General features: G+C 41.8%; 20 protein-coding genes. 12 read left to right on the forward strand and 8 right to left on the reverse strand.

The genetic code is table 11. From position 1 onward, the window contains the following. Window positions 1–27 precede the first annotated feature (27 nt). On the forward strand, window positions 28–1,413 hold the full coding sequence (gene creD, locus K429_RS0106055; protein WP_007217533.1) for a cell envelope integrity protein CreD: 1,386 nt from the start codon (window positions 28–30) through the stop codon (window positions 1,411–1,413). 155 nt (window positions 1,414–1,568) lie between these two features. On the opposite strand, the gene K429_RS0106060 is transcribed toward creD, so the two are convergent. The 5 genes from K429_RS0106060 to K429_RS0106080 form a co-directional block, all read right to left on the reverse strand. Further along, entirely contained in the window at window positions 1,569–3,527 is a 1,959-nt protein-coding gene (locus tag K429_RS0106060; RefSeq protein WP_025726342.1) for an LruC domain-containing protein, read from the reverse strand. A gap of 398 nt (window positions 3,528–3,925) precedes the next feature. After that, a complete protein-coding gene (locus K429_RS0106065; protein ID WP_007214605.1) occupies window positions 3,926–4,936 on the reverse strand; it encodes a GGGtGRT protein in 1,011 nt (336 codons plus the stop codon). Window positions 4,937–4,955: 19 nt separating this feature from the next. Next, a complete protein-coding gene (locus K429_RS0106070; protein WP_007214604.1) occupies window positions 4,956–5,657 on the reverse strand; it encodes an iron-sulfur cluster assembly scaffold protein in 702 nt (233 codons plus the stop codon). Window positions 5,658–5,832: 175 nt separating this feature from the next. Next, window positions 5,833–6,141 carry a T9SS type A sorting domain-containing protein gene (locus K429_RS30830; RefSeq protein ID WP_025726343.1) on the reverse strand — a complete coding sequence of 103 codons (309 nt, stop codon included), beginning with the start codon at window positions 6,139–6,141 and terminating at the stop codon, window positions 5,833–5,835. Then, on the reverse strand, window positions 6,141–7,580 hold the full coding sequence (locus K429_RS0106080) for a polysaccharide lyase family 1 protein (protein ID WP_025726344.1): 1,440 nt from the start codon (window positions 7,578–7,580) through the stop codon (window positions 6,141–6,143). Before K429_RS0106080 ends, K429_RS30830 begins: the two co-directional genes overlap by 1 nt. Before the next feature lie 157 nt (window positions 7,581–7,737). Between K429_RS0106080 and K429_RS0106085 the strand changes: the two genes are divergently transcribed. Beyond that, window positions 7,738–8,292 carry an RNA polymerase sigma-70 factor gene (locus K429_RS0106085; protein ID WP_007217562.1) on the forward strand — a complete coding sequence of 185 codons (555 nt, stop codon included), beginning with the start codon at window positions 7,738–7,740 and terminating at the stop codon, window positions 8,290–8,292. Between the two features lie 174 nt (window positions 8,293–8,466). On the opposite strand, the gene K429_RS0106090 is transcribed toward K429_RS0106085, so the two are convergent. Continuing rightward, window positions 8,467–9,561, reverse strand: coding sequence for a metallophosphoesterase (locus tag K429_RS0106090; protein ID WP_025726345.1), 1,095 nt, complete (start codon window positions 9,559–9,561; stop codon window positions 8,467–8,469). Between the two features lie 133 nt (window positions 9,562–9,694). Here K429_RS0106090 and K429_RS0106095 point away from each other — a divergent pair, with 133 nt between their 5' ends. The 9 genes from K429_RS0106095 to metH all read left to right on the forward strand — a co-directional run bounded on the left by K429_RS0106095 (window position 9,695) and on the right by metH (window position 22,886). Then, window positions 9,695–10,867 (forward strand): FecR family protein, encoded by a 1,173-nt coding sequence (locus tag K429_RS0106095; protein WP_025726346.1) that lies wholly within the window; start codon window positions 9,695–9,697, stop codon window positions 10,865–10,867. Window positions 10,868–10,883: 16 nt separating this feature from the next. Next, window positions 10,884–14,240 carry a SusC/RagA family TonB-linked outer membrane protein gene (locus K429_RS0106100; protein WP_025726347.1) on the forward strand — a complete coding sequence of 1,119 codons (3,357 nt, stop codon included), beginning with the start codon at window positions 10,884–10,886 and terminating at the stop codon, window positions 14,238–14,240. A 20-nt stretch (window positions 14,241–14,260) separates the two neighbouring features. Beyond that, window positions 14,261–15,712, forward strand: coding sequence for a RagB/SusD family nutrient uptake outer membrane protein (locus K429_RS0106105; protein WP_025726348.1), 1,452 nt, complete (start codon window positions 14,261–14,263; stop codon window positions 15,710–15,712). A gap of 16 nt (window positions 15,713–15,728) precedes the next feature. Further along, window positions 15,729–16,889, forward strand: coding sequence for a metallophosphoesterase (locus K429_RS0106110; RefSeq protein ID WP_025726349.1), 1,161 nt, complete (start codon window positions 15,729–15,731; stop codon window positions 16,887–16,889). Between the two features lie 97 nt (window positions 16,890–16,986). Continuing rightward, window positions 16,987–17,484 carry a DMP19 family protein gene (locus K429_RS0106115; RefSeq protein ID WP_007214594.1) on the forward strand — a complete coding sequence of 166 codons (498 nt, stop codon included), beginning with the start codon at window positions 16,987–16,989 and terminating at the stop codon, window positions 17,482–17,484. Between the two features lie 780 nt (window positions 17,485–18,264). Further along, the gene (locus tag K429_RS0106120) at window positions 18,265–19,071 is read left to right on the forward strand and encodes a hypothetical protein (RefSeq protein WP_025726350.1); all 807 of its coding nucleotides are present in this window, start codon (window positions 18,265–18,267) and stop codon (window positions 19,069–19,071) included. A gap of 31 nt (window positions 19,072–19,102) precedes the next feature. Further along, entirely contained in the window at window positions 19,103–19,648 is a 546-nt protein-coding gene (locus tag K429_RS0106125) for a Yip1 family protein (RefSeq protein WP_007214592.1), read from the forward strand. Between the two features lie 11 nt (window positions 19,649–19,659). After that, complete coding sequence (gene smpB / locus K429_RS0106130) at window positions 19,660–20,112, forward strand: SsrA-binding protein (protein ID WP_022392213.1); 453 nt, start codon at window positions 19,660–19,662, stop codon at window positions 20,110–20,112. Between the two features lie 23 nt (window positions 20,113–20,135). After that, window positions 20,136–22,886: a methionine synthase gene (gene metH, locus K429_RS0106135; protein WP_025726352.1), complete on the forward strand. Its 2,751-nt coding sequence runs from the start codon at window positions 20,136–20,138 to the stop codon at window positions 22,884–22,886. A gap of 30 nt (window positions 22,887–22,916) precedes the next feature. Here metH and K429_RS0106140 read toward each other — a convergent pair whose 3' ends face one another. Then, entirely contained in the window at window positions 22,917–24,308 is a 1,392-nt protein-coding gene (locus K429_RS0106140; RefSeq protein ID WP_007217569.1) for a transporter substrate-binding domain-containing protein, read from the reverse strand. A gap of 21 nt (window positions 24,309–24,329) precedes the next feature. Then, a complete protein-coding gene (gene udk, locus K429_RS0106145) occupies window positions 24,330–24,935 on the reverse strand; it encodes a uridine kinase (RefSeq protein ID WP_007214587.1) in 606 nt (201 codons plus the stop codon). A 100-nt stretch (window positions 24,936–25,035) separates the two neighbouring features. Here udk and K429_RS0106150 point away from each other — a divergent pair, with 100 nt between their 5' ends. Then, window positions 25,036–25,335: a Dabb family protein gene (locus tag K429_RS0106150; RefSeq protein WP_007217570.1), complete on the forward strand. Its 300-nt coding sequence runs from the start codon at window positions 25,036–25,038 to the stop codon at window positions 25,333–25,335. The last annotated feature ends 14 nt before the right edge of the window (window positions 25,336–25,349 follow it).

A 25,349-nucleotide genomic window follows, 5' to 3' on the forward strand; every position in this document is an offset into this window, starting at 1 on the left:
AAATATCTTACTTAATACTATTTTATTATGGACAATTTGAATGACAATTTGAACGAAGATTTCAATGGAGATCTTGCAGAGAATCTGAATGAAACGAGAAAACAGGCAAGTGGTTGTCTGCGTCGTTTCTCTAAATCTATCAAGGCAGTGGTCATTGCTTTCCTTATTCTGTTGCTGCTAATTCCGATGTTTATGATCGAAGACATGATTTCGGAACGCGGGCGAACACAGACGGATGCTATTGCCGAAGTCGGTCAGAAGTGGAGTCTGGCGCAGACAATTACAGGACCTTACATCAATCTGAAGTATCCTATCACACAGGAAGATAATGGTACGAAGAAGGTGACTATGGGAAATGTTACATTGCTTCCTGACGAATTGTCAATAGACGGACAGTTGAGTACGGAGATTCTTCGGCGAGGAATTTATAAGGTGAATGTATATCAGTCGGAGTTGGTAATCAAGGGATTTTTTAGTTCGGAAGAACTTCGTAAGAGTAATGTAGACATGGATGTACTTCAATATCAAAGAGCGGCAATATGCTTGAATCTGACTGATATGCGTGGTCTCAGCGAACAGGTTAGCATAACTTTGAACGATTCTGTTTATATGTTTGAGCCGGGGATGGATGGACGCGGCATTGAAAGTATGGGTGTTCATGCCATTGTCGACCTTTCCGCTCTGAAAGATGACCGGAAGTTACCCTATGAAATGAAGATAAAGCTGAAAGGATCTCAATCCATTTATTTTACTCCCTTGGGTAAAACTACGAGAGTTGCCCTGAAAGCAAACTGGAATACTCCAAGTTTTGATGGTAATTACCTGCCGGAGAAGCGGGAGATTACGGAGAAAGACTTCTCTGCGCAATGGCAAGTGCTGAACTTGAACAGAAATTATCCGCAAGTGTTTATAAATTATCAGAATGCCAGTATCAAAGATATTCAGAACTCTAACTTCGGAGTTAATCTGAAAATGCCGGTAGAACAGTACCAGCAGTCCATGCGTTCCACTAAATATGCTATCCTGATTATTCTGTTGACCTTTACAGTGATATTCTTTACGGAGATAATGGAGAAAACCCGTATTCATGCTTTGCAATATCTGTTAGTCGGTTTGGCGCTTTGTCTGTTCTATAGTTTGTTGTTGTCCATGTCCGAGCATATAGGTTTCAGCATGGCATATCTGGTGGCATCAGTGCTTACGATTATGCTGGTAGGAGGCTATATGCTGGGGATTATTAAAAGAAAGAAACCGGCGTTTATTATGGCAGGTCTGCTCAGTGTGCTCTATATTTATGTTTTCATTCTTATACAGTTGGAGACTTTTGCATTGCTTGCCGGTAGTCTCGGATTGTTTGTGATATTGGCTATGGTGATGTATTTCTCTAAAAAAATTGATTGGTTCAATGAATAAGCCAGGCTGAATAAAGAATGTCCTTTGGGGGAAATTCATGATCTGTGTAAATATGAAGAGAGTGTCAGCTAGCAAGCAGACACTCTCTTTATACTTTCTAATATGTTCTCAGTTTTTTCTTTGAGACATAGTGAGCAATTCTTCTTTAATTTTTTTTATTTCTTATACCAGTCTTTGTTCTTTTCTCCATTACTGCTTACCCAACCGTCATATCCACTATATAACAGATTGATAGCTGTTTTTTCATTAGCACTGTCCAGCAATTTACTTAAATCGCTTTCTGTTGCCCGGCTCAGGAAAAAGGCAAATGGGTAATTACCCTTACGTACATAGTATATACTCTGATTGGGGTTAGATGCATCGTCTCCCTGCCCAAAATACTTCTTGTTTATTTTGGATGTCGGCATTTCCTGAGGAATATGCACTTCCCATCGCAAACCATCTTCATCATTTTTGAATATAAAAGCTTGGGCTTCAGATTGCTTTGAAATGGGCTTACTGTAATTAACGGTAACCTTATATTCTGTTCCCATATTTTCTTTCACATTTGTGGTCAAAAGATATACATTATCCTGAGGCTCGTATTCAAATGTGGTTTCTGTAAATTCCTTTTCACCTTGTTGGCGAATAGAGTAGGTGGTAGATTCTATGTTTCCTTCCGTTTTGAGACGGAATGCTAAACCGTTCTGGTTACTGGCTATATTTTGGAAAGTCTTGAAAGTAAATGATTCGGAATATATTAGATTCTTTTCATCGAAAGTGCTGCCATAGTTATATCTTACGACCACATCATTCATATCATAATCTCCCTGACTGGGCCAAAGGTCTTCAAATGCGTATGTACCTTTCAGGAAGTCAATGCTTGTCTTGTCTTCATCAGGATTAGTTACAGGAATATCGGTGATAGCATCTACCGGATTAGATTTTAAAGTAATGACAACATCGCTGAAATTCTCGTCAGTCATATAATCTTCAAAAGAAGTCAATATCCAATCACCATATCTATAAACAGCAGTACGCGGTTCTTCAAAGTTCACGCCTTGATCGTTTAAGCTCAAACCGCTAGAGGTGGCGGCGCGATATTTCTTGTATCCGCTAAAGCTGCCAACATGATTGCTCCAGCCATTGGTTGCCAGAACAAAACCGATTCTGTAACCTGCGGGGAAGGTTGTAGTAGCGCCTTCTTTACTTCCGGTTGCAATATTAGGATAATACATCAGTTGTACGGCAGTCAGTGGGTCAATACCGGCACTTTTCTTTGCTTGATTGGGGTTATTAGACCAGTTACCATCTTGGGTGTTAGGAAATAACATGATTACATGGGCATCATTCAAGTTCTTTGGTTGTTCTCCGTCTTTATAATAATAATATCCCAATGAACAGGTCCAACAAGTATTTTGTCCCAGAAATGTAACTACTACTTCAGCATCCTTGTTGACGTACATATCCGAATAACCGCGATATTCTTGTGGACAAGTTGTATGAGTGTTTATAATACGGGTGTGCGCAGTATATAAACCATCCTTTTTAGTTGCTGCTAATTTTCCCTTGTACTTATAATTAATATCCCCGTTTTTATACAGATTGTATGTACCTAACCAGGTTTTCCATACCTCATTTCCGTATCTATTACTTACCAGATAACTGTCGTATGGAGTACTGGTATTAGTAATTGTACGAGTATCAGTACTAGTATTATCTGTTGCTTCGATACTTCCATCCACAACATTTGCTTCCATCAGGGTTTGTGCAAAGAAAGCGGGAGAATAGATATATACCTTTGTCAGGTATGAAGGCAATTCCAGTTTACCTTGGTAAGTACCGTCTTCTTGGGTATAGGCAGCAAACAGGTAATTTACATCCTGACGTTTGGTATAAGTACCATATTCGCTTTCGACGACAGGCATTTCATCATACACTTCAAAATAAACATTTGATTGTACAGCACCATTTACGTAATTTACATTTAAGTTTACGTCCTTTTGTACAGTAGAGAAGGGGAAGGTGTTGAATTCTTTTTCATCTTCCTTAGGGCCTTGATAAACATCTTTGTCTGTGCAGCTGCTTAATGCAAATGCAGCAATTAGAGTAGTTCCTAATAATTTTTTCCACATATTATTTAGTGTTTAGAGATAATTCGCGTTTTCTTTTTCCGGTCTATGTGTGATCCTTACAAATGCAAGAGAAATCAGTGCTCGGTTGACGTTCGTAGAGAATGATCATAATAAACAACTGCAAAGATATTGTATAATTCTTAAATATACAACTAATTTCTTGCTTTATTGTTCGAAAATTCTTCTTTATTAGTCAAAATCTACAATTTTACTATATGTGTGGGAGATTTATTTAGTCAAAAATTACAAGAATTTAATAGAGATATTACCGTATTGTTCATTATAGAACTTCACTTTTAGAGTTATGTAATATGTTAAGTTGCTGTGTTTGTGTTAAAAATAAAAATCCCTATAATCAATAAGATTATAGGGATTTATTATTTTAGTTAAGTAATTATTTACTTGCTCAAAGCCTGAGCTACGTCTACCGCACAAGCCACTGTACAACCTACCATCGGGTTGTTACCAATTCCCAGGAATCCCATCATTTCTACGTGAGCAGGAACTGATGAAGAACCAGCGAACTGAGCGTCTGAGTGCATACGGCCCATCGTGTCGGTCATGCCATAAGAAGCCGGACCGGCTGCCATGTTATCCGGGTGAAGAGTACGACCTGTACCACCACCGGAAGCAACTGAGAAATAAGGCTTACCAGCAAGCATGCGCTCTTTCTTGTAAGTACCTGCAACCGGGTGTTGGAAACGAGTCGGGTTAGTAGAGTTACCAGTGATAGATACGTCTACGCCTTCTTTCCACATAACAGCTACACCTTCACGAACGTCGTCGCAACCGTAGCATTTTACTTTGGCACGTTCACCGTCAGAGTAAGCGATTTCGCGAACAACTTTCAGTTCAGAAGTATAGTAGTCGAATTGAGTTTGTACATAAGTAAAGCCATTGATACGAGAGATGATCTGTGCAGCATCCTTACCCAAACCGTTCAGGATACAACGCAGAGGTTCTTTACGTACCTTGTCTGCTTTAGCAGCAATTTTGATAGCGCCTTCTGCAGCAGCAAATGACTCGTGACCTGCCAAGAAAGCAAAACACTTAGTCTCTTCGCGCAGCAACATAGCTGCCAGGTTACCATGACCGATACCAACCTTACGGTCGTCGGCTACAGAACCCGGGATACAGAAAGCTTGCAGACCGATACCGATAGCTTCGGCAGCGTCAGCAGCATTCTTGCAGCCTTTCTTGATAGCGATAGCTGCACCTACTACGTAAGCCCACTTTGCATTTTCGAAACAGATCGGCTGAGTTTCTTCACACGTTTTATAAGGATCAAGTCCGGCAGCGTCGCAGATGGCGTTAGCTTCCTCGATGTCTTTGATGCCGTTAGCGTTCAAGGCTTCAATGATGCCTTTGATACGACGGTCTTGACTTTCAAATTTTACTTCTCTAATCATAATTTCTTTCCTCCTTATATTATTCGTGACGTGGATCAATATGTTTAACTGCTCCCTGCTCAGGTGTTACGCGACCGTAAGTACCGGTAACTTTCTTCAATGCTTCGTTAGCATCTGTACCCTTCTTGATTTCATCCATGAATTTACCCATGTGAACGAATTCGTATCCGCAGATCTCGTCATTCTTATCCAAGAAGATATTCTTGATGTAACCTTCGGCCATTTCCAGGTAACGAGGACCTTTTGCCAAAGTACCGTACAGTGTACCTACCTGGCTACGCAGACCTTTACCCAAGTCTTCCAAACCTGCACCGATAATCAAACCACCTTCAGAGAAAGCGGACTGAGTACGTCCGTAAACGATTTGCAGGAAAAGTTCGCGCATTGCTGTATTGATAGCGTCGCAAACAAGGTCAGTATTCAATGCTTCGAGTAATGTCTTACCCGGAAGGATTTCGGCAGCCATAGCAGCTGAGTGAGTCATACCAGAGCAGCCGATTGTTTCAACCAATGCTTCCTGAATGATACCTTCTTTTACGTTCAAAGTCAGTTTACAAGCACCTTGTTGAGGAGCACACCAACCTACACCATGTGTTAAACCTGAAATATCAACTATTTCTTTTGATTTTACCCATTTGCCTTCTTCGGGTATGGGAGCCGGTCCATGGTTAGGACCCTTCTTTACAACACACATGTGTTCCACTTCGTGTGAATAAGTCATAATTAGCTCTTTTTTTAAGTTATATAAATTAAAAAACGTAATCCACTTTCTAAAATTGTTCGCAAAGTTACTCCTTTTCTTTATTTATGCAAATCGAGTTATCTGACTTTTTTTATAAAAATAAATAATAAGAGACAGTGATTCTGTGTATTGCAATCTCCACATTACAATAAAATTAACGGGGACTTTTGAAACTGTACTTTTTCCCTCCGGAATAAACCTTGATGACGGCAGGTTCAGTAAGAGCGTATTCGGCCTGTTCGTCAAGACTTTGATGTGAGGTTATAATTCGTCCCGATAAATCATAAATGTCGATACGTGCTCCGGCGGAGAGTCCTTTAAGGACAATTCGTTTTTCTTGTCGGATACATTTCACTGCATCCGTTGCATTGGAGGAGGGAAAAGAGATGCCAGTAGTAGTACCATATAAATTGAAATCATTGCTACTTGGGGAGTTATTACTATTTTCATAGCAAGCCTTCATCAAATGATATCTACGAGGCTATTGATGTAAAGCTCCAGATAAGAGTATCCGGTTGTCGGTTCTATATCCCGATAGCTTTTTCCGACGGGAAGATATTGAGCAGCCCAGATATCAGGAATGCCGTCATTATTAGAATCAGTTGGCTTTTCTTCGCTGCTATATAAGAGATATCCTTCGGTATCGGCTTGCGAGTCAATTAATCCGTTGCTGCTGCCGTTGCTTCCTTCGTAGGTATAATTCCCCTGTTTGGTTTCAGAAACAATACGCTGGTCTATGGCATCCCGTTTCAGGCTGGCACCTGCGTAAGCCAGTACTTTTTCATATGCTTGGGGGGCTGTATGGGTACTTACGGGTGATACAGTGAACTCGACGTTACTTTTGATACTTTCTTTACTCCCGTCCGGTAAGTCTGCATTTTTAGTATTGGGATGAATGCCTTCCCAGTTATCAGCGTTGGCATCGGCTATCAAACCAAGCAACTTATCTTTCTTTTTGTGGTTTTGTATCTGAGGACAGGTATTATCAAAATAATTGCCATCTACATAGAATATTCCCCAGACACCTTTGGCATTCTTTTGTGTACCGTCGTCTGCATTCGGTTGGAAAATACGGTTCACAAGCTGGTCTTTGGTAGAAGTGGAAGGACCGGGCTTATAGTAGTTATTAATAAAGTTATAGCTGCCACCCTCTCCGGCATAACCACTATTGATAGGCCCCCAATTATAGAATACATTATTTCTCAGGTCAACCAGTTCCGCATCGGGAGTACCGGTGTAGCGGCTACCACAAAGACGGGGAGTCCGGCTGCTATGATGTGCCAATAAATTATGGTGGAAACTGGCACCTTCGCCACCCCAGATACCACCATAACCATGGCCGCCTTTACCATGTACGGAGTTGGTAAGACTTTCGCTGAGAATACACCATTGCATGGTAAAATTCTTGTTGTCATAGAAGGAAGAACATTCGTCGGTACTCCAGCTCATCGTGCAATGGTCGATGATGATGTTCTGATGGTTACGTCCCCACAAAGCATCATCTTCCGTCTTTTTCTCGTCGCCCATGCGGCAGCGGATAAAACGGATGATAACATTATCGGCCTTCACAGCCACTGAGTAATTCTTCAGACAGATGCCATCACCGGGTGCTGTTTGTCCGGCAATAGTGATATTAGCATTCTTAATTTCAAGGGTACTGAGCAGGCTGATAGTGCCGGATATATCGAACACAATCGTGCGGTTACCTTTTTTGAGTCCTTCGCGTAGTGAGCCGCTTCCACTATCATTTAGGTTTGTGACGTGATAAACATCTCCGCCGCGTCCTCCGGTAGTGGTGTAACGGGCAAATCCCTCGGCGCCGGGAAAGGCGGGAGTTGTTTGGGCTTGTGCAAAGACTGCACATAAAAGAATGATAAATAGAAGTGCGTAGTTTCTTTTCATGGTTTTATGATTTATATTCTGATGGGACAAAAGTATGCGTTTTCTGAGCAATGAATGTCGATAAATTCTTTTTCTATGTGGAAGTTTAGGTCTTACTGTGTCATTTTTTAATAAATTTTTCCTATTTTCGCATTAGAATAGAGAAAATAAAAAGCTGGTGGTTACAGAAACTTCTTATACATTTATTAGTATTAGGCTTGATGAACGGGAGTTCCATAATGTTTTTGATAAATATTATGTGGCGCTTTGTTTGTTTGCAAACCAATATACAGAGAATGAGGAAGTCTCTGCGGATATCGTGCAGGATTCTTTTGCTAAGTTGTGGCAGATCAGAGAAGATTTTTTCTATTTGCATCAGGTCAAATCTTTCCTTTATACTGCCGTACGTAATAAGGCTCTCAATGAACTGGAACATTCTAAAGTGGTATTTGAATATGCTCAGAAAGTAATTGAGAAAAGGAAAGATTCTTTTTTCCATGATGCAGTAGTCGAAGAAGAGACTTGTCGGATGCTGACGGATGCCATTGATAAGCTTCCCGATCAGATGCGGGCTATCATGCGATTGGCCATGGAAGGAAAAAAGAATGGAGAAATAGCTGAGTACCTAAATGTATCCGTTGAAACGGTACATACTCTTAAGAAGATTGCCTATAAAAAGCTTCGTATATATCTGAAAGACTATTACTATTTCCTTATTCTCTTCTATTTGTAAGCGGCCGGTTAAAAATAAACATCGTTTCAGGTTTCTTTCTACAACTGGTCCGTAGTATCTCCGTACTATCTCCATGCCATCTCCGTATCATCTCCGTATCAAGTCCGTACTAAGTCCGTTCGTATAGATACGGAGATGATACGGAGCAGATACGGTTCGGGTTATGAGAAGCTTTTATTTTTTCGTCGATAAATGGAATACAGCCATATCACTTTCCGTTCCTATTCTGAAAGGCGGTCCCCAAAGAGATAATCCGCTGGAGACGTATATGTGGCTGTTTCCCCATTGCCGATAGCCATGGCTTTGTTCATAGATATAGTCTGTCACCCAATTCATGGGCCATACTTGTCCACGGTGTGTGTGTCCGCTGAACTGTAAATCTACACCGGCTGCCTCGCTTTCGGTCAGTTTATACGGCTGATGATCCAACAAGATGATGGGTTTACTTTTATCTATCCCTGTCATTAACTCTTGCAAGGAGCGGCGGGCCGTGTTCGACCGGTCATCGCGTCCTATCAGCTGTATGCCGTTGGGAAGCGTGACTACTGAATCGCGCAGCAACTGTATGGGTGTATCTTGTATGAATCGGGCACTTGCTTTAATGCCACTGATATATTCGTGATTGCCGGGAACCATATAAATACCCAACGGAGCTCTTAATTCCGACAGTTCCTCCATCATCTTTTCAGTGTAAAGAGGTACTACGCTGTTATCAATTAAATCTCCTGCGATCAAGATCAAATCGGGATTTTGTTCATTAATCATTTTCACATACCGTTTCAAGGCTGTTTTCCCGGTTCCATTACCCAAATGCAGATCACTTACGGCAACTATCTTAACTGGTTTGGCGTCACCGGCTAAAGGTTTGTCGAGGGCGATGTTGATTGTATTTGTCTTAGGATGACGGTAATTATAGTATCCATATCCTAATAAGACGACCGTGAATATTAGAGAGAGGATGAAACCGTAGTTGAAGGGGACACGGCAGAGTCTCAGCAGATCAAACGCGAGCAGGAACAAAACCATGTATAGAGTGAAGATCAGCCAACCGGTCCCTACTTCATACATGGTATGGGATAAGAAAACCGGCATTTTTATATTGCGGGTTAGCATAGTTCCTACGATGGATAAAGTCGCGAGCCAGAATAATACGGCCAATGAAATTTTAATTCCACAGGGAAGACCGGATAACGCTTGCATACCCCTGTAAAATATATAGGTATTTCCGCCAAGGTATACGGTAATAAGAATAATGAAGAATATCGGCATAAAATTTATGTATTGAGTTTAAGTGGCAAAAATAAGCTAAATTCCGGTTTATTAAAAAAAAAGTGCTTTTTGATTCACCATGATTTTAATTACTCCTGTTTTATTATAAAAGACAACGAAAAAAGTTCAATTTATGATAAAACAGGATTTTTATATAGCTAATATTATAGCCAGGCACTTATCCGGTGAAATCACTCCTGAAGAGAGCGTTCAATTGGAGAGTTGGCGAAAGGAAGATTCTGCCCACGAAGCCCTCTTCCAGAAAATATGCAGTAAAGAGAATCTTAAAAAAAATGTGGAGAAAGGTGTGTCATTTGATGTCGCAACCGGCTGGCTGGAAGTACAAAAGCGTATTAGGAAAAGCAATAACCGGGAACGGATGATGAAAATACTCCGTTATGCCGCTGCTGTTTTAGTCCCCGTCTTTTTTGTAGGTATTACGCTGAAGTATACTGATCATGACCATTCTTCTGATAAGTCCGTGCTGATTACCCAGCCCATATTGCCGGGGGCTGCCAAAGCTATATTGACTTTGGACAATGGGGAAACAATCAATTTGAATAAAGAAACAGCAGATGCTTTGCGGAAGATAGAAGGAACACATATTCAGGTAGATTCGACCACTTTGAATTATCAGTTGGCACAGAGCACATCTGCCCGGCCGAAACCTGTATATAATAAGGTGGAAATTCCACGTGGCGGTGAGTATGCGTTGGTGCTGAGTGACGGGACAAAGGTTCATTTGAACTCAATGAGCAGCCTCCGTTTTCCGGTTGCTTTTACTACGGGTAAAAGAGAAGTAGAACTGCAAGGCGAAGCCTATTTTGAAGTGAGTAAAACCGGGCAGCCCTTTATTGTAAATGTCAATGGTATGCAAGTTGAAGTATTGGGCACAACCTTCAATATCTCCGCTTATCCCAATGAAGAATATCAGACAACTTTGGTCAACGGTTCGGTGAGGGTCAGTGCCGAAAAGGGTGAAAGCCTTATTCTGAAACCGTCGCAACAGGCCACCATCGTTTCGGGTGGCAATTCCATTCAAGTGCGAACGGTGGATACTTCGTTCTATACTTCATGGGTAAAAGGAAAGATCAATTTCAAAGATCAGCGTCTGGAAGACATTATGAAGATACTTTCCCGCTGGTATGACATGAATGTGGTTTATGAAAATGAAGGACTTAAGAATATACGTTTCGGTTGTAACCTGAATCGTTATGAAGAAATAACTCCTTTCGTCAAGTTGCTGGAAAAGACGGAAGAAGTGCATGTGAAAATTGAAGGTAATACAATAACATTCCATAATTAACCCAAAAATGATTACTATGAACAAGAAAGGACACAAGAATCAAGCTGAAAGAAGCAGTAGACGTTTATGGATAACGTTGCTGTTTTTCTGTTTCACAGTTACCGGTTTTATGCAGGCTGCCAATGCAGTGTTTGCACAAACCACTGTCACAGCAACCTTTAAGAATGCCACTCTTAGCGAAGTGCTGTGGGAAGTTCAGAGACAAACAGATTTCACCTTTGTGTATAGCACTGAAGAGGTGAAAAATGTAAAAGTAGAAAAGTTGATTGTGAATCATGAAAAGATTGCTAATGTGCTGGATAAATGCCTGAAAGGTAGTGGGCTGACTTATACGGTTCATGACGGTGTCATTGCCATTAAGCCTGCTTCTAAGGTTGAAGAAATGGCAGCACCACAGCAAAAGACAAAGCTGAATGGTACTGTTGTAGACGAAACTGGTGAAGCCATTATTGGTGCCAATGTAATAGTGAAAGGTACTACTAACGGTTGTACTACTGATTTAGACGGTCATTTTACACTTGATGTAGATCACCTTCCTGCCACTTTGATGGTTTCTTATATCGGTTATATCCGCCAGGAAATCAAGGTTACTTCTGCAAAGACGATTAAAGTGGAGATGACACCGGATAATAATCTGATGGATGAGGTCGTCATTACAGGTTATGGTACCTTCAAGAAATCTGCTTATGCCGGTTCTGCTGCCAGTGTAAAAGGAGAGACTTTGAAAGATGTTCCGGCAATTTCTTTTAAAGACCTGCTTCAAGGTAATGCTCCGGGCGTACAGTTCACTTCTTCTTCCGGTCAGCCGGGGGCGTCTTCTTCTTTGAGAATCCGTGGTATGGGTTCTTTTAATGCCAGTAACTCACCTCTTTATGTAATAGATGGAGTGCCAATGCGCTCAGGTACCATCAATACAATGAGTTCGGATGCCGGCCTTGATATTATGTCTACCATTAATAGCTCCGATATTGAAAGTGTTACGGTGATAAAAGATGCTGCTGCCGCTTCACTCTACGGTTCGCGTGCTGCTAATGGCGTCGTACTAATCACAACGAAGAAAGGTAAAGCAGGAAAGCCTTCCATTTCTTTGAAGGCCGACTGGGGTAGTTCTGATTTTGCTATGGATTATCGTCCGATTATGGGGGGAGAAGAGCGTCGTCAGTATATCTATGATGGTTTGGTAGCCGGACAGATAAAGAAAGGTAAGAGTGAAGCCGATGCAATGGCTTATGCCGATGGAGAAATTGATGACTATGCTCCGGTTCCTTGGTGCGGATATACGGATTGGGATGATGTTCTGTTTAAGAAAGGCAATCATCAGTCTTATGAAGCTTCTCTTTCAGGAGGAACGGACCGATTCAAGTATTACTCTTCACTTTCTTATCTGAAGCAAGACGGTATTGCCATCAACTCAGGCCTGGAACGTATCAGCGGACGCCTGAATGTGGATTTCCAAGCTACCAGCAAGTTGAAATTGGGAGCCAATGTCTTGTTTGCTACGGTTAACCAGGATGTATATAGTGAAGGAACTTCTTATTCTTCCCCTTTCTACACTTCACGCAATGCTGTAGTACCTTCTGATCCTATATACAATGAAGACGGTAGCTGGAATCGTGACTTGATCCGTATTGGTGACCGTAACCCGTTGTTGTCGGCAACTTACGATTATCAACGCGAGTATGTGACCCGTACATTCAACACCATCTATGGTGAATATGAATTTATCAAGGACCTGAAGTTTAAGTCTACTTTCAGCTATGATTATGTAATTACGAAAGGTAAAGACTGGAGTGACCCGCGTACTTCCAACGGCGATGATATCAACGGTGGTATGAGCAAGAAGTATTATGAATACAACAAAATGGTATGGGCCAATCAGGTGAGCTATAAAACTTCGATTGCCAGAGATCATCACATTGATGCGCTGGTAGGTTACGAAATAGACGATCAATACCGCGATTATCTGTCAGGATATGCCACAAACTTTGCAACTCACGATAAAAATCAAATCAGTAATGGTATGAAGACGGAATCGGTTGGTGGTAATGATACCCGTACACGTATGGTTTCTTACCTGACTCGTTTGAATTATGATTATAAGAATAAATACTATTTGGGTGGTAGCTTCCGTACGGATGGCAGTTCTCGTTTCCAAAGAGATAACCGTTGGGGTAGTTTCTGGTCAATATCCGGTGCTTGGCGTATTATTGAGGAAAAATTCATGTCTCCAACTAAGGATTGGTTGACTGATTTAAAGATTCGCGCGTCTTATGGTGTGAATGGTACCCTTCCTTCCGATTACTTCGGATATATGGGATTGAGCAGTCTGACTAACGGTTATCTGGAACAACCGGGCATCATTCAGTCGCAACTCCGGAATGACGACTTGCAGTGGGAGACAAACTATAACCTGAATCTGGGTTTGGACTTCGCACTTTGGAACCGTATTAACGTTACTTTGGAGTATTACACCCGTACCACCAAGAATCTGTTGATGGACCGTCCTATCTCTATGACTACCGGTTTCAGCAGTTACCTGATGAATATCGGTGAAGTAAAGAATAAAGGTGTGGAACTGGAAATCAGCTCAACCAACATCCAGACTAAGGATTTCTCATGGAATACAACATTCAATATTTCGCATAACAAGAATAAAATTGTAACCTTGGATGGCATGCAGACGGAAATCAAGAGCGGTTCTCAAATTCGTAAAGTAGGAAAATCATACCGTACTTTCTATATGATTGAATTTGCAGGTATCAATCCGGAAACCGGTGCTCCCCAGTTCTATACAAACGATGTAGACGAAAATGGAAACTACATTAAAGACATCACCGAAGAAATCAATAAAGCTCATGCCATTGTGCTTGATAAACATGCAGAGCCCAATGCTATCGGTGGTTTATCAAATACGTTGCGCTATAAATGGTTCGATCTGAACTTTATGTTCTCTTACCAGTTTGGTGGTTACTCTTATGACAACTGGGCACAGAAAACCGAACATGGTGGTAATGACCTGGAAGCTAATATCCCGTCCTACTATAAAGATAGTTGGAAGAAGCCGGGAGATGTTACAAAATATGAGTTATTCTACGAGAAACCCTCTGTAGCAATGAATAAAGTAACGACTACCCGCCGTCTGCACAGCACTGATTTTATCCGTTTGAAAACGCTAACATTCGGTTTCACCGTTCCGAAGGACTGGACACGGAAAATCGGTATCGAGAATGTACGTTTGTATGCATCGGCCAATAACCTCTGGACATGGGCGGCATACGACTATTACGATCCGGAAGCAGTGAGTGGTGGTACTGCCATTTGGGGGACTCCTCCTTTGAAGACTGTAACTTTTGGTATAAATGTAAATTTCTAACCCGATAAAAACGAGATATTATGAAACCATTAAAATATTTATTTATCAGTTCCATGTTGTTCGTCGCTACTTCTTGCGGCAACAGTTGGTTGGATTTGGAACCTTCTACTTCGGTAGATACTGAAACCAGCATTAAGATATTGTCGGATGTTGAGTTCACTCTGAATGGCATTTACAGCACGATGCAGAGTTCGGATGCCTACTCCGGACGTCTGGTATATTATGGAGATGTGACGGGTGATGATATGCAGGCTGTTAGCTCTACTAAGCGTGTAGCTAACTATTACCGTTTTAACTTTACTAAGGATGATAACCCTTCCAGTCATTGGTCTTATCTTTATTCTATCATCCAGAATTGTAATCTGATTTTGATGAACATTGATAAACTGGTTATTGATGAAGACGACAAGGCATATCGGGATGATTTGAAAGGAGAGGCACTGGCCATTCGTGGTCTGGCATTGTTCGATCTGACCCGTATCTTCGGTTATCCGTATCTGAAAGATGACGGGGCATCACTGGGTGTGCCTATTATAGAAGGTCTGTCCACTATTGATAGCAAGCCGACACGCAACACTGTGGCTCAATGCTATACAAAGATAATCGATGATCTTACCCAAAGTCTCTCTTTATTGGGTGAAAAATTCAATAAGGGCAAAATAAACAAATGGGGAGCAATGGTGCTTCTCAGCCGTGTTTATCTTTATAAGGGTGAAAATGCCAATGCTTTGAAAATGGCGAGCGATGCTATTACAGGAGCAGAAAAGAATAAATACGCTTTGTGGACCAATGAAGATTATCCCACGGCTTGGGGAGAAGATGCTTCAGCCTCTAAACCGGGTGAAGTATTGTTCGAAATCGTAAATCTCACTACTGACAGTCCGGGTAAAGAAAGTATGGGTTATCTCAACTCTTATGACGGTTACGATGATATGTGTATCACTTGTTCTTTCTATCAGTTCCTGAAAGAAGACCCGAATGATATACGTCTTAAGTTGCTGAGCTTCGATAAGAAATATTATGCTTATGTAAATAAGTATCAGCCGCAACGTGAAGAGAATATTGAAGATGCCAATATTCCGTTGATCCGCCTTTCCGAGGCTTATCTGAATGCAGCCGAAGCCGCTGTTAAGGAGAATGATAATGACGCTGCTGTTAAGTATCTCGATCCGATAGTGAAGCGTGCTAATCCGGATAACACAGTGGTAGGACAGACTATAACTTTGGAGAGAGTACTGAACGAACGCCGTAAAGAACTGGTTGCCGAAGGACACCGCATGTATGATGTTATCAGAAATGGATTGACAGTGGAACGTAAGGATGTAAAAGACAGTAATCTGAGTAAAACCAAGCATGACACGAAGTATATGACGTATGACTGGAATTTCTATATGATTGTACTTCCTATTCCCAAGAAGGAAATGGATGCCAATCCTAATATGGAACAGAATCCTGAATATGGTGGAAGATAATTTAAATAAATGATATATGACGAGTAAGACAAGTTTCATGAAGTACTTTCTTATCGCATTTACTCTAATGTTCATCAGTTCCGGCCTAAACGCCGGAACTTTTGGTTCAGACGGTAAGAAGAAAGACAAAGAGAAAAAAGAAGAGTTATCAGCTGACGGGCCGTATGTGCTTTATCAGCCTGATGGTAAAACGCGTGTCATCAGTGTTGATAAGAAAGGGAAAATTACCGACACTACTTATGTTGCACTACCCGAAGATTTTACTCTGCATGTGGTAGATCATAAAGGGCGGTTTCCGTTTGATGTGAAATTGCATCCGGTGAAACGCCCCGATTGGCAATATCGGCAACCGGAGAAAGTGTTTGTTATGTCCGATCCGCACGGCAGGTTGGATTGTGTTATTAGCTTGTTGCAGGGTAATGGGGTTATCGATAAAAACTACAATTGGAGCTTCGGTAGTAATCACCTGATGGTTATCGGCGATATTTTCGATCGTGGAAAAGATGTACCGCAAATATTCTGGCTGTTTTATAAGTTGGAAGATGAGGCTGCAAAAGCAGGTGGAACGGTTTCTTTCCTGTTAGGGAATCATGAGCCGTTGGTATTGGCCAATGACTTGCGCTATACGAAAGATAAATATAAAGTGCTGGCACAGAAATTGAATATGGATTATCCTAAGCTTTTTGGACCCGATACGGAATTGGGTAAATGGTTAGGAACTCGTAATACGATGCAGACCATTGGCAGCGACCTTTATGTTCATGCCGGATTAGGCAAGAATTTCTATGACCGTAATTTAAGCATTCCTACCGTGAATGAAGAAATGAGCAAAGCCCTTTTTATGAATAAGAAAGAACGCAGGGCTCTTTCTCCATTGACCGCATTTCTGTATGGTAATGATGGCCCCATCTGGTATCGTGGCCTTGTGCGTACGGATGCCAAGTATCATCCAATGGCACAGGATAGCCTGCAAATGGTGATGGAACGCTATCAAGCCAAACATATTATCGTAGGGCATACCATCTTTAAGGATATTTCTACTTTTTATGATGGCAAGGTTATCGGTGTCAATGTAGACAATAAAGAAAATCAGAAAAAGAAACGTGGCCGTGCATTATTGATTGATAAGGATACTTACTTTGTGGTAGGTGATAAAGGTGTCCTGCGGAAATTGTAGGAACACTTTTCATAGTTTTTAGTCTTCTTGTTATACCTTTATCTTTTAATTCCATATCTTTGTCGTAATAATTAGAAAAAGGCATAATAAGAAGACTATGATAGAAATTACTGATGCCGCCTTGCGCAAAGCCGCAGGCGAGGGAATGGATACTTTTATTCAGGTATTTACCGACAGATATAAAGAAGTGATAGGTGGTGAACTAACTGCTGAATCCATGCCATTACTGACAGGTGAGCAGCACACTTTACTTGCATACCAGATATTTCGTGATGAAGTAATGGATGGTGGCTTCTGTCAGTTGATACAGAATGGGTATGGTGGTTATATTTTTGCCAATCCATTTGCTAAAGTGATGCGTCTGTGGGGAGCGGAAGATTTCGGAAAACTGGTATATAGAGCTAAAAAGATTTATGATGCCCATCGCGAAGATCTGGAACGGGAACGTACAGATGATGAATTCATGGCTATGTACGAGCAATATGAAGCTTTCGATGAATTGGAAGAAGAATTTTTGGAAAAAGAGGAAGGAATCACAGCTATGGTAGCCAGTTATGTAGATGAACATCTGGAACTGTTTGCTAAAATCGTCTGACAAGAGAGTTTTTGGGCAATCTTGTCTGCACACCTACATCCATGTGCCTGAAACCCTTTGCTGATGGGAGGGGGAGGCATGTGTAGGTAAGCTGAAAAAGTGGTGTAGATAAACTGTTTGTCTACACCACTTTTTGTAGAATATTTACAAAAAAAAGACTTATCTTCTTGTCTGACAGTTGATAATTCGATAAATGCTGAATAGAGGTATTTTGTGTGAAAAAGCAGCGTTTTTGGGCCTTATTATCTCTAATATAGGGCTTTCTTCTTATCAAAATCGTATTTCCCCCCTTTCTTCTTTAGGATTTATCCGTAAATGACTAAAGAAAGATCTCTTTTCCTTTACTTCTAAAAGTATACACCCTTAATTTAAAATCTGGTTAGGTCTAAACTAAAACTCTATCCCCCAATTGTGGGCCCGTTGGTTTCCATCTGTGGGCTATCCGTTTTCCAATTGTGGGCTGAACAGCCCGCAATTGGAAAACAAAGATTAGAATAAGGCATAGTGATAAAAAGGTAAAGGCAAAGTAATGTTTTACTTTAACTTTATTGCTATTTATCTGCTGTTGGGAAGATGTTCGCCACAAGTACACTGTTTGGTTGCTACACTTTTCCTTTCTCTGATATTATGTTGTTTGTGAATTGATGTTAAATAGGAGGCAGGGGGTGCAGTATTTAGATTAATATTTCATTTACTCTTAAAAACAATGAAAAAATGAGGAGAGTGCAGTGTTACTCAATTCTTTTATCTAAATTTGCAAACTCTAATATTTATAGAACAATGAAAATGGCTAAATTTAAAATCTGGATGGTTGCCCTTACCTTATTAATGGGTGTTTCTTTAACTTCATGCTTTAATAGCGATAATGACCCTACAGTCACAGGATTTGCTTATGGCAAGTGTACAGATTTTTATCCTCCTACTTTCCAATTATTTAATGGACAGAAATTGGTTGTATCGGGTTCTTCAACAACAACTTTTAATATGGGGGAAATTTATGGTTTCTATTACCAATTTGATTCGGAATTGCAATCTCCTGATGCAGCTTCTATAACAGTGACACTTTATAATGGCATTGAACCGGTTTCTATAAATGCAAAGGGTAATGAAGGACCAGTAAGTGCTTCTGAATCTACAAAGGCAAATTCAGCTTTCTATGCATTTTCCGGTAATGTCTCTTTTTCAAGTGGTACTGTGAATATAGATCCGATTGTTGTTTTTGATAATGAATACATAATTGTAACTCCTGTGTATTGGGTGAAGCAGGAAAGCAGTGATGAAAAGCAGAAAGAAGAATTGGCAAAACATGCTTTTGTACTTACTTATGATTTGGAAAGTGTAAAGCAAGGAGATACAGAATTTGTCTTGACTTTGAATCATGTAATAACTGAAACGAGTGAAGATCCGGTTGCACGTAATGTATATACTTCTACAAGCAAGGCATATCAATTAACTTCCGCACTAAATATGTTTGGACTTAAAGCAGGGCAGAAGCCGACTAAGATTAAAGTAATTGGTCAGGTTAACACTTCGAAGAATTCTTTGGAAGGAGCTACTGAACAAGTGTGGGAATATACAGTTAAATAATTTGGATTATAAAGCATTATTCCATATAGCAATGTTACTGATTTCCTCTCCGGCCAAGGCTTGGGAGGAAATTCGTTTGGAAGAGGATAGGCGAAAAGTATTTACTGCTTTTGTCTATCCTATGATTGGTTTATGTGGATTGTCCGTCTTCATCGGTTCTTTGCTGGCGAAGGGATGGGGCGGTCCCGAGAGTTTTCAATATGCCATGACGCAATGTTGCGCGGTGGCAGTATCCCTCTTTGGAGGATATTTTCTGGCAGCGTATCTCATAAATGGGATGCGCGTTAAAATGTTTATGATGGACAGTGACATGCCATTAACGCAACAGTTTGCGGGCTATGCGCTGGTTGTTCTTTTCTTGCTCCAGATTATTATCGGCATATTGCCGGACTTTAATATCATCGGATTGCTGTTGCAGTTCTATATTGTGTATGTGGTGTGGGAGGGGGCTTCCACGTTGATGAAAGTAGAAGAAAAAGACCGGTTACGGTTTACAATCATTTCTTCCATCCTACTGATTGCCTGTCCTATGCTCATTCAGTTTATATTCAACAAGCTGACGATGGTGCTTAATTAACGTTTGAAATCATGAAACAAGCTCCTGTTAATATAAAAAATAAGCGTGCTACATTCGATTACGAATTGGTAGACACTTATACCGCGGGCATTGTGCTCACGGGTACGGAAATTAAATCGATCCGCATGGGTAAGGCAAGCCTTGTAGATACCTTCTGTTACTTTGCCAATGGCGAGTTGTGGGTGAAGAATATGCATATTTCCGAATACTTCTACGGTTCGTATAATAACCATTCGGCACGCAGGGAGCGCAAACTCTTACTTACTAAAAAAGAACTTGATAAACTGGCGCGTGGAGCAAAAGACCCCGGTTTTACAATGATTCCCATTCGTATGTTTATTAATGAAAAAGGGCTTGCTAAAGTGGTAGTGGCTCTTGCCAAAGGTAAAAAGCAATACGACAAGCGCGAAGCGTTGAAAGAAAAAGATGATAAACGCGATATGGCGCGGATGTTTAAGAGATAATATCATTCTATCACTGAATACAAATGGTTTCTATTGAAAAGTTGGTGCGTGAGCGCATCCTTATTTTAGACGGTGCTATGGGCACCATGATACAACGGTACAACTTAACGGAGGAAGACTTCAGGGGGGAGCGCTTTGCTGGCATCCCCGGGCAGATGAAAGGAAACAATGATCTGCTTTGTCTGACGCGCCCTGATGTGATACAGGATATACACCGTAAATATCTCATGGCAGGTGCCGATATCATTGAAACCAATACGTTTAGTTCTACCAGTGTCAGTATGGCCGATTATCATGTGCAGGAATATGTACGTGAGATGAATCTGGCTGCCGTTAAACTGGCACGTGAAGTAGCTGATGAATTTTCTACACCTGATAAACCACGTTTTGTAGCCGGCTCTATCGGGCCTACCAATAAGACTTGCTCCATGAGTCCCGATGTGAATAATCCGGCCATGCGTGCGCTGACTTACGATGAACTTGCCGATGCCTATCGGGAACAGATGGAAGCCTTGCTGGAAGGTGGAGTAGACGCTCTGCTGATAGAAACCATATTCGATACATTGAATGCCAAAGCAGCTATCTTTGCTGCGGAAAAGGCGATGGAGGCTACAGGCGTTCAAGTTCCTGTTATGCTGTCCGTTACCGTATCCGATACAGGCGGACGTACTCTGTCGGGACAGACTTTGGAGGCTTTTCTTGCCTCAGTTCAGCATGCCAATATCTTTTCGGTAGGCTTGAACTGTTCCTTTGGCGCCCGCCAGTTGAAACCTTTCCTGGAACAGCTTGCTGCCCGTGCTCCTTATTATATCAGTGCATACCCCAATGCGGGATTGCCCAACAGCCTGGGACAATATGACCAGACGCCTGCCGATATGGCGCATGAAGTGAAAGAGTATATTCAGGAAGGTCTGATAAACATCATTGGCGGTTGCTGTGGTACGACCGATGCATACATTGCCGAATATTCTGCCTTGATAGCCGGTGCTGCTCCCCATGTTCCTGCTCCGAAACCCGAAAGTCTTTGGCTTTCCGGCCTGGAATTATTGGAAGTGACTCCTGAGAAGAACTTTATCAATGTGGGAGAACGCTGTAATGTGGCCGGTTCCCGCAAGTTCCTGCGTCTGGTTAATGAAAAGAAATACGATGAAGCCCTCAGCATTGCCCGTCAGCAAGTAGAAGACGGGGCGCAGGTGGTGGATGTAAATATGGACGATGGCCTGCTGGATGCACAGGCTGAAATGACTACTTTCCTCAATCTGATTGCTTCTGAGCCTGAGATTGCCCGTGTTCCTGTGATGATTGACTCCTCTAAATGGGATGTAATCGTTGCTGGATTGAAATGCCTGCAAGGAAAGTCCATCGTGAATTCAATCTCTCTGAAAGAGGGAGAAGAAAAGTTTCTGGAACATGCCCGCACGATCAGGCAATATGGTGCGGCTACCGTAGTAATGGCTTTTGATGAAAAAGGACAGGCGGATACATACGAACGTAAGATTGAAGTGTGTGCCCGTGCTTATCAGCTTTTGGTTGAGAAAGTGGGCTTTAATCCTCATGATATTATCTTTGACCCTAACGTCCTTGCCGTAGCTACGGGTATGGACGAACATAATAATTATGCCGTAGACTTCATCCGGGCTACCGGTTGGATACGTAAGAATCTGCCGGGTGCGCATGTCAGTGGTGGCGTTAGCAATCTTTCATTCTCTTTCCGCGGCAACAATTATATCCGTGAAGCCATGCATGCAGTGTTCCTTTATCATGCTATCCGTGAAGGAATGGATATGGGAATCGTAAATCCGGCTACGGCTGTACTTTATACCGATATCCCTGCCGATATACTGGAACGTATAGAGGATGTGGTTTTAAACCGTCGTCCCGATGCTGCCGAACGCCTGATAGAAACTGCTGAACAACTGAAAGCTGCTGCCGAACAACAGAAAGGTAATGCCACTGATAAACAAGTTGCCCCTCTTTCATGGCGTAATGGAACAAGTGTGGAAGAACGTTTGAAACATGCTTTGACAAAAGGAATTGGTGACTATCTGGAGGAAGACTTGGCAGAAGCCCTGAAGCTTTATCCGAAAGCTGTGGATATCATCGAAGGTCCTTTAATGTCAGGTATGAACTATGTAGGTGAACTCTTTGGCGCCGGAAAAATGTTTTTGCCCCAGGTGGTGAAAACAGCCCGTACCATGAAGAAAGCCGTTGCCATTCTTCAGCCTGTAATTGAAGCGGAAAAACAAGAAGGCTCCACCTCCGCCGGAAAAGTCCTGCTTGCCACGGTGAAAGGTGATGTACATGATATAGGCAAAAATATCGTTTCTGTGGTCATGGCCTGCAATGGTTATGAGATTATAGACCTTGGTGTGATGGTACCTGCCGAAACGATTGTTCAGCGTGCCTTGGAAGAAAAGGTGGATATGATTGGACTCAGTGGTCTGATAACCCCATCATTGGAAGAAATGGTACACGTGGCTATGGAACTGGAAAAGGTAGGTGCCGATATTCCTTTATTGATAGGTGGAGCTACTACCTCTCAACTGCATACAGCATTGAAAATAGCTCCTGTCTATCATGCTCCTGTAGTTCATCTGAAAGATGCTTCGCAGAATGCAACAGTAGCTGCCCGCTTGATGAATCCGAAAGCCAAAGAAGAATTAAAAGAAAAATTAAGTTCAGAATATCAACGGTTGCGTGAGAAGAGCGTTACGCAAGTACCGAAGACTGTTTCGTTGGAGGAGGCGCAGAAGAATAAGCTGAACTTATTTTAGTGATTAGGGGTTAGTGATAACCCCTAATCACTATTTCTTTATCTTCTTCTTATACGTCTCATACCTTCCCATAATATCCCTCACAAAGTTATATGTCTCTATTCCACGGAAGTATCCGTTTTTGCAGACAGGGTCGGTGAAGTATTCTTCATTGCTTTTCAATAAGATGAAGTTTTCTACGTTGTCTTTCCAGACATACTTGTTCTTACCATATTTCTCAGCCAGTGCCATTGCATCCTGTACGTGGCCGATACCCGAATTGTAGGAAGCAAGTACGAAGTTGAGCCGCTCCTCTTTCGGTACTGAAGAGAAACTCTTACTGGTAGCATTGATATATTTTATGGCAGCCTTCACACTCTCTTCCGGATTCTGTTCTTTTCCCTCGGGGAGTCCCATGGCACGTGCTGTAGCAGGCATCAGTTGCATTAGCCCTTTGGCACCGGCCCATGAAACGGCTGTCGTATCAAAGTTCGACTCCGTATATGCCAGAGAAGCAAGCAATCGCCAGTCCCAGTCTATTTCCGAAGCATACTTTTTGAATAATTCGTCGAAATGTGAAATCTTTCCCTCACGAAGAGAAAGGATAGAAGTGTGTGGAGTTGCCTTACTGATCTCAAAATATCTTTTCATACTGGCAGTATAGGCGGGAGAAGTCATATTCTCTTCATGCCATTTATTAGCGGCTGCTGCCAGTTCCGGACTATCCTTGCGCACCGCCCAGGAAGCCCTTTGGTCGAAACTGATGGATAATTTAATATTCAGGTTGGGATAATACGTAGTGTTAAGTCTGGCTACGTCATTATCGGCCACCGTATAAGGAATCTTTCCCTGGGATACTTGTGTGATGAGGTCCTCCACTGAAATGCTGTCATTAGTCACTTTGTGGATATGGATGCCGCCACCGAGTTCTTTATCCAGATTTACCAAACGGTCGTAATATTTCCCGGGCTTTACATATACATCCTTACCTATCAGTTCTGTTACATCCGTCAGCGGTTTTGTCTTCCCACCTGCGCGTTGCACAATAACCTGGTGTGTGATGACCTCTTCACCGCAATAGATCAGACTATCTTTTAATTCCTTCGTGATGGGGACATTGTAGGCAATGATGTCTCCTTCGCCTGCCAGTAACTTTTTTATAAGTCCCTGTACATTCCTTGCCACCACTACGCGCAGTTTTACCCCGAGACTTTTGGCAAACTGTTCACTCAACTCGTACTGGAACCCCATTTCCTGGCCACGATAGTTGAAGTAAGAAGTAGAACTGTATAGCGTCAGTACAACGAGTTCACCGCTATCTTTTATCTGTTGCAAATCGCCCACAGCTTCATCGGGCATGGAACCATGCCGTTTATTTCCGCACCCCGACAGGCAGCACAGACATAACAAGGCAATCAGGAAAAGATTAGCAGTTCCCCTCATTTAATTTTTAATTTTTAATTCTCAAAGATGCTTCTTTATATACATCGTCAGAATATCGATTGCCACCTGATTATTTCCTCCTTCGGGTATAATCAGGTCCGCATATCGTTTGCACGGTTCGATGAATTGCAGATGCATAGGCTTCAAGATACGGGTATACCGCTCCATAACCGCTTCTGCTGTACGTCCGCGCTCCACTACATCCCGTTGTATGACACGAATCAGACGTTCGTCCGGATCAGCATCCACAAAGATTTTGAGGTCCATCATGCTGCGCAGTTTCTTATCGCACAGGGCAAGAATTCCTTCAATAATCACTACTTCCCGTGGCTCGATATGAATCGTTTCGGGCTCTCGTGTACAAGTAAGGTACGAGTAGGTGGGTTGTTCAATGCTTTTTCCTTCACGCAGCATGGCTACATGTTTAGATAAAAGACTCCACTCGAAGGCATCCGGGTGGTCAAAGTTGATGTTCTGTCGTTCTTCTACAGGTACATGGCTACTGTCCTTATAGTAAGAGTCTTGCGGTAACAGTACCACTTCACCTGCCGGCAGGCTTTCAATGATTTTACGTACGACGGTGGTTTTTCCCGAGCCAGTTCCGCCTGCAATTCCTATTATTAACATCCGTTTAAGTGTATATTTAAAACAAAACGAGTATTTTTGCGGTTAATATTAATCGCTTCGGTTGACAAATATATAGATAAATCATTAAAATTGCAAAGTTATGGTCAAACACATTGTATTATTTAAATTAAAAGACGAAGCTCCGGCTGACAAAAAGCTGACAGCAATGAAAGAATTCAAGGCCGCTATCGAGGCTTTACCAGCTAAAATATCTGTTATACGTAAGATAGAAGTTGGACTCAATATGAATCCCGGCGAAACTTGGAGCATTGCCCTCTACAGCGAATTTGATACGCTGGACGACGTGAAATTTTATGCTACTCATCCCGAGCATGTGGCAGCAGGCAAGCTGATTGCTGATGTAAAGGAGAATCGCGCTTGTGTTGACTACGAGATTTAATAATAAATTATAGA

The organism is Bacteroides sp. 14(A), assembly GCF_000526555.1.
Classification (GTDB): domain Bacteria; phylum Bacteroidota; class Bacteroidia; order Bacteroidales; family Bacteroidaceae; genus Bacteroides; species Bacteroides cellulosilyticus.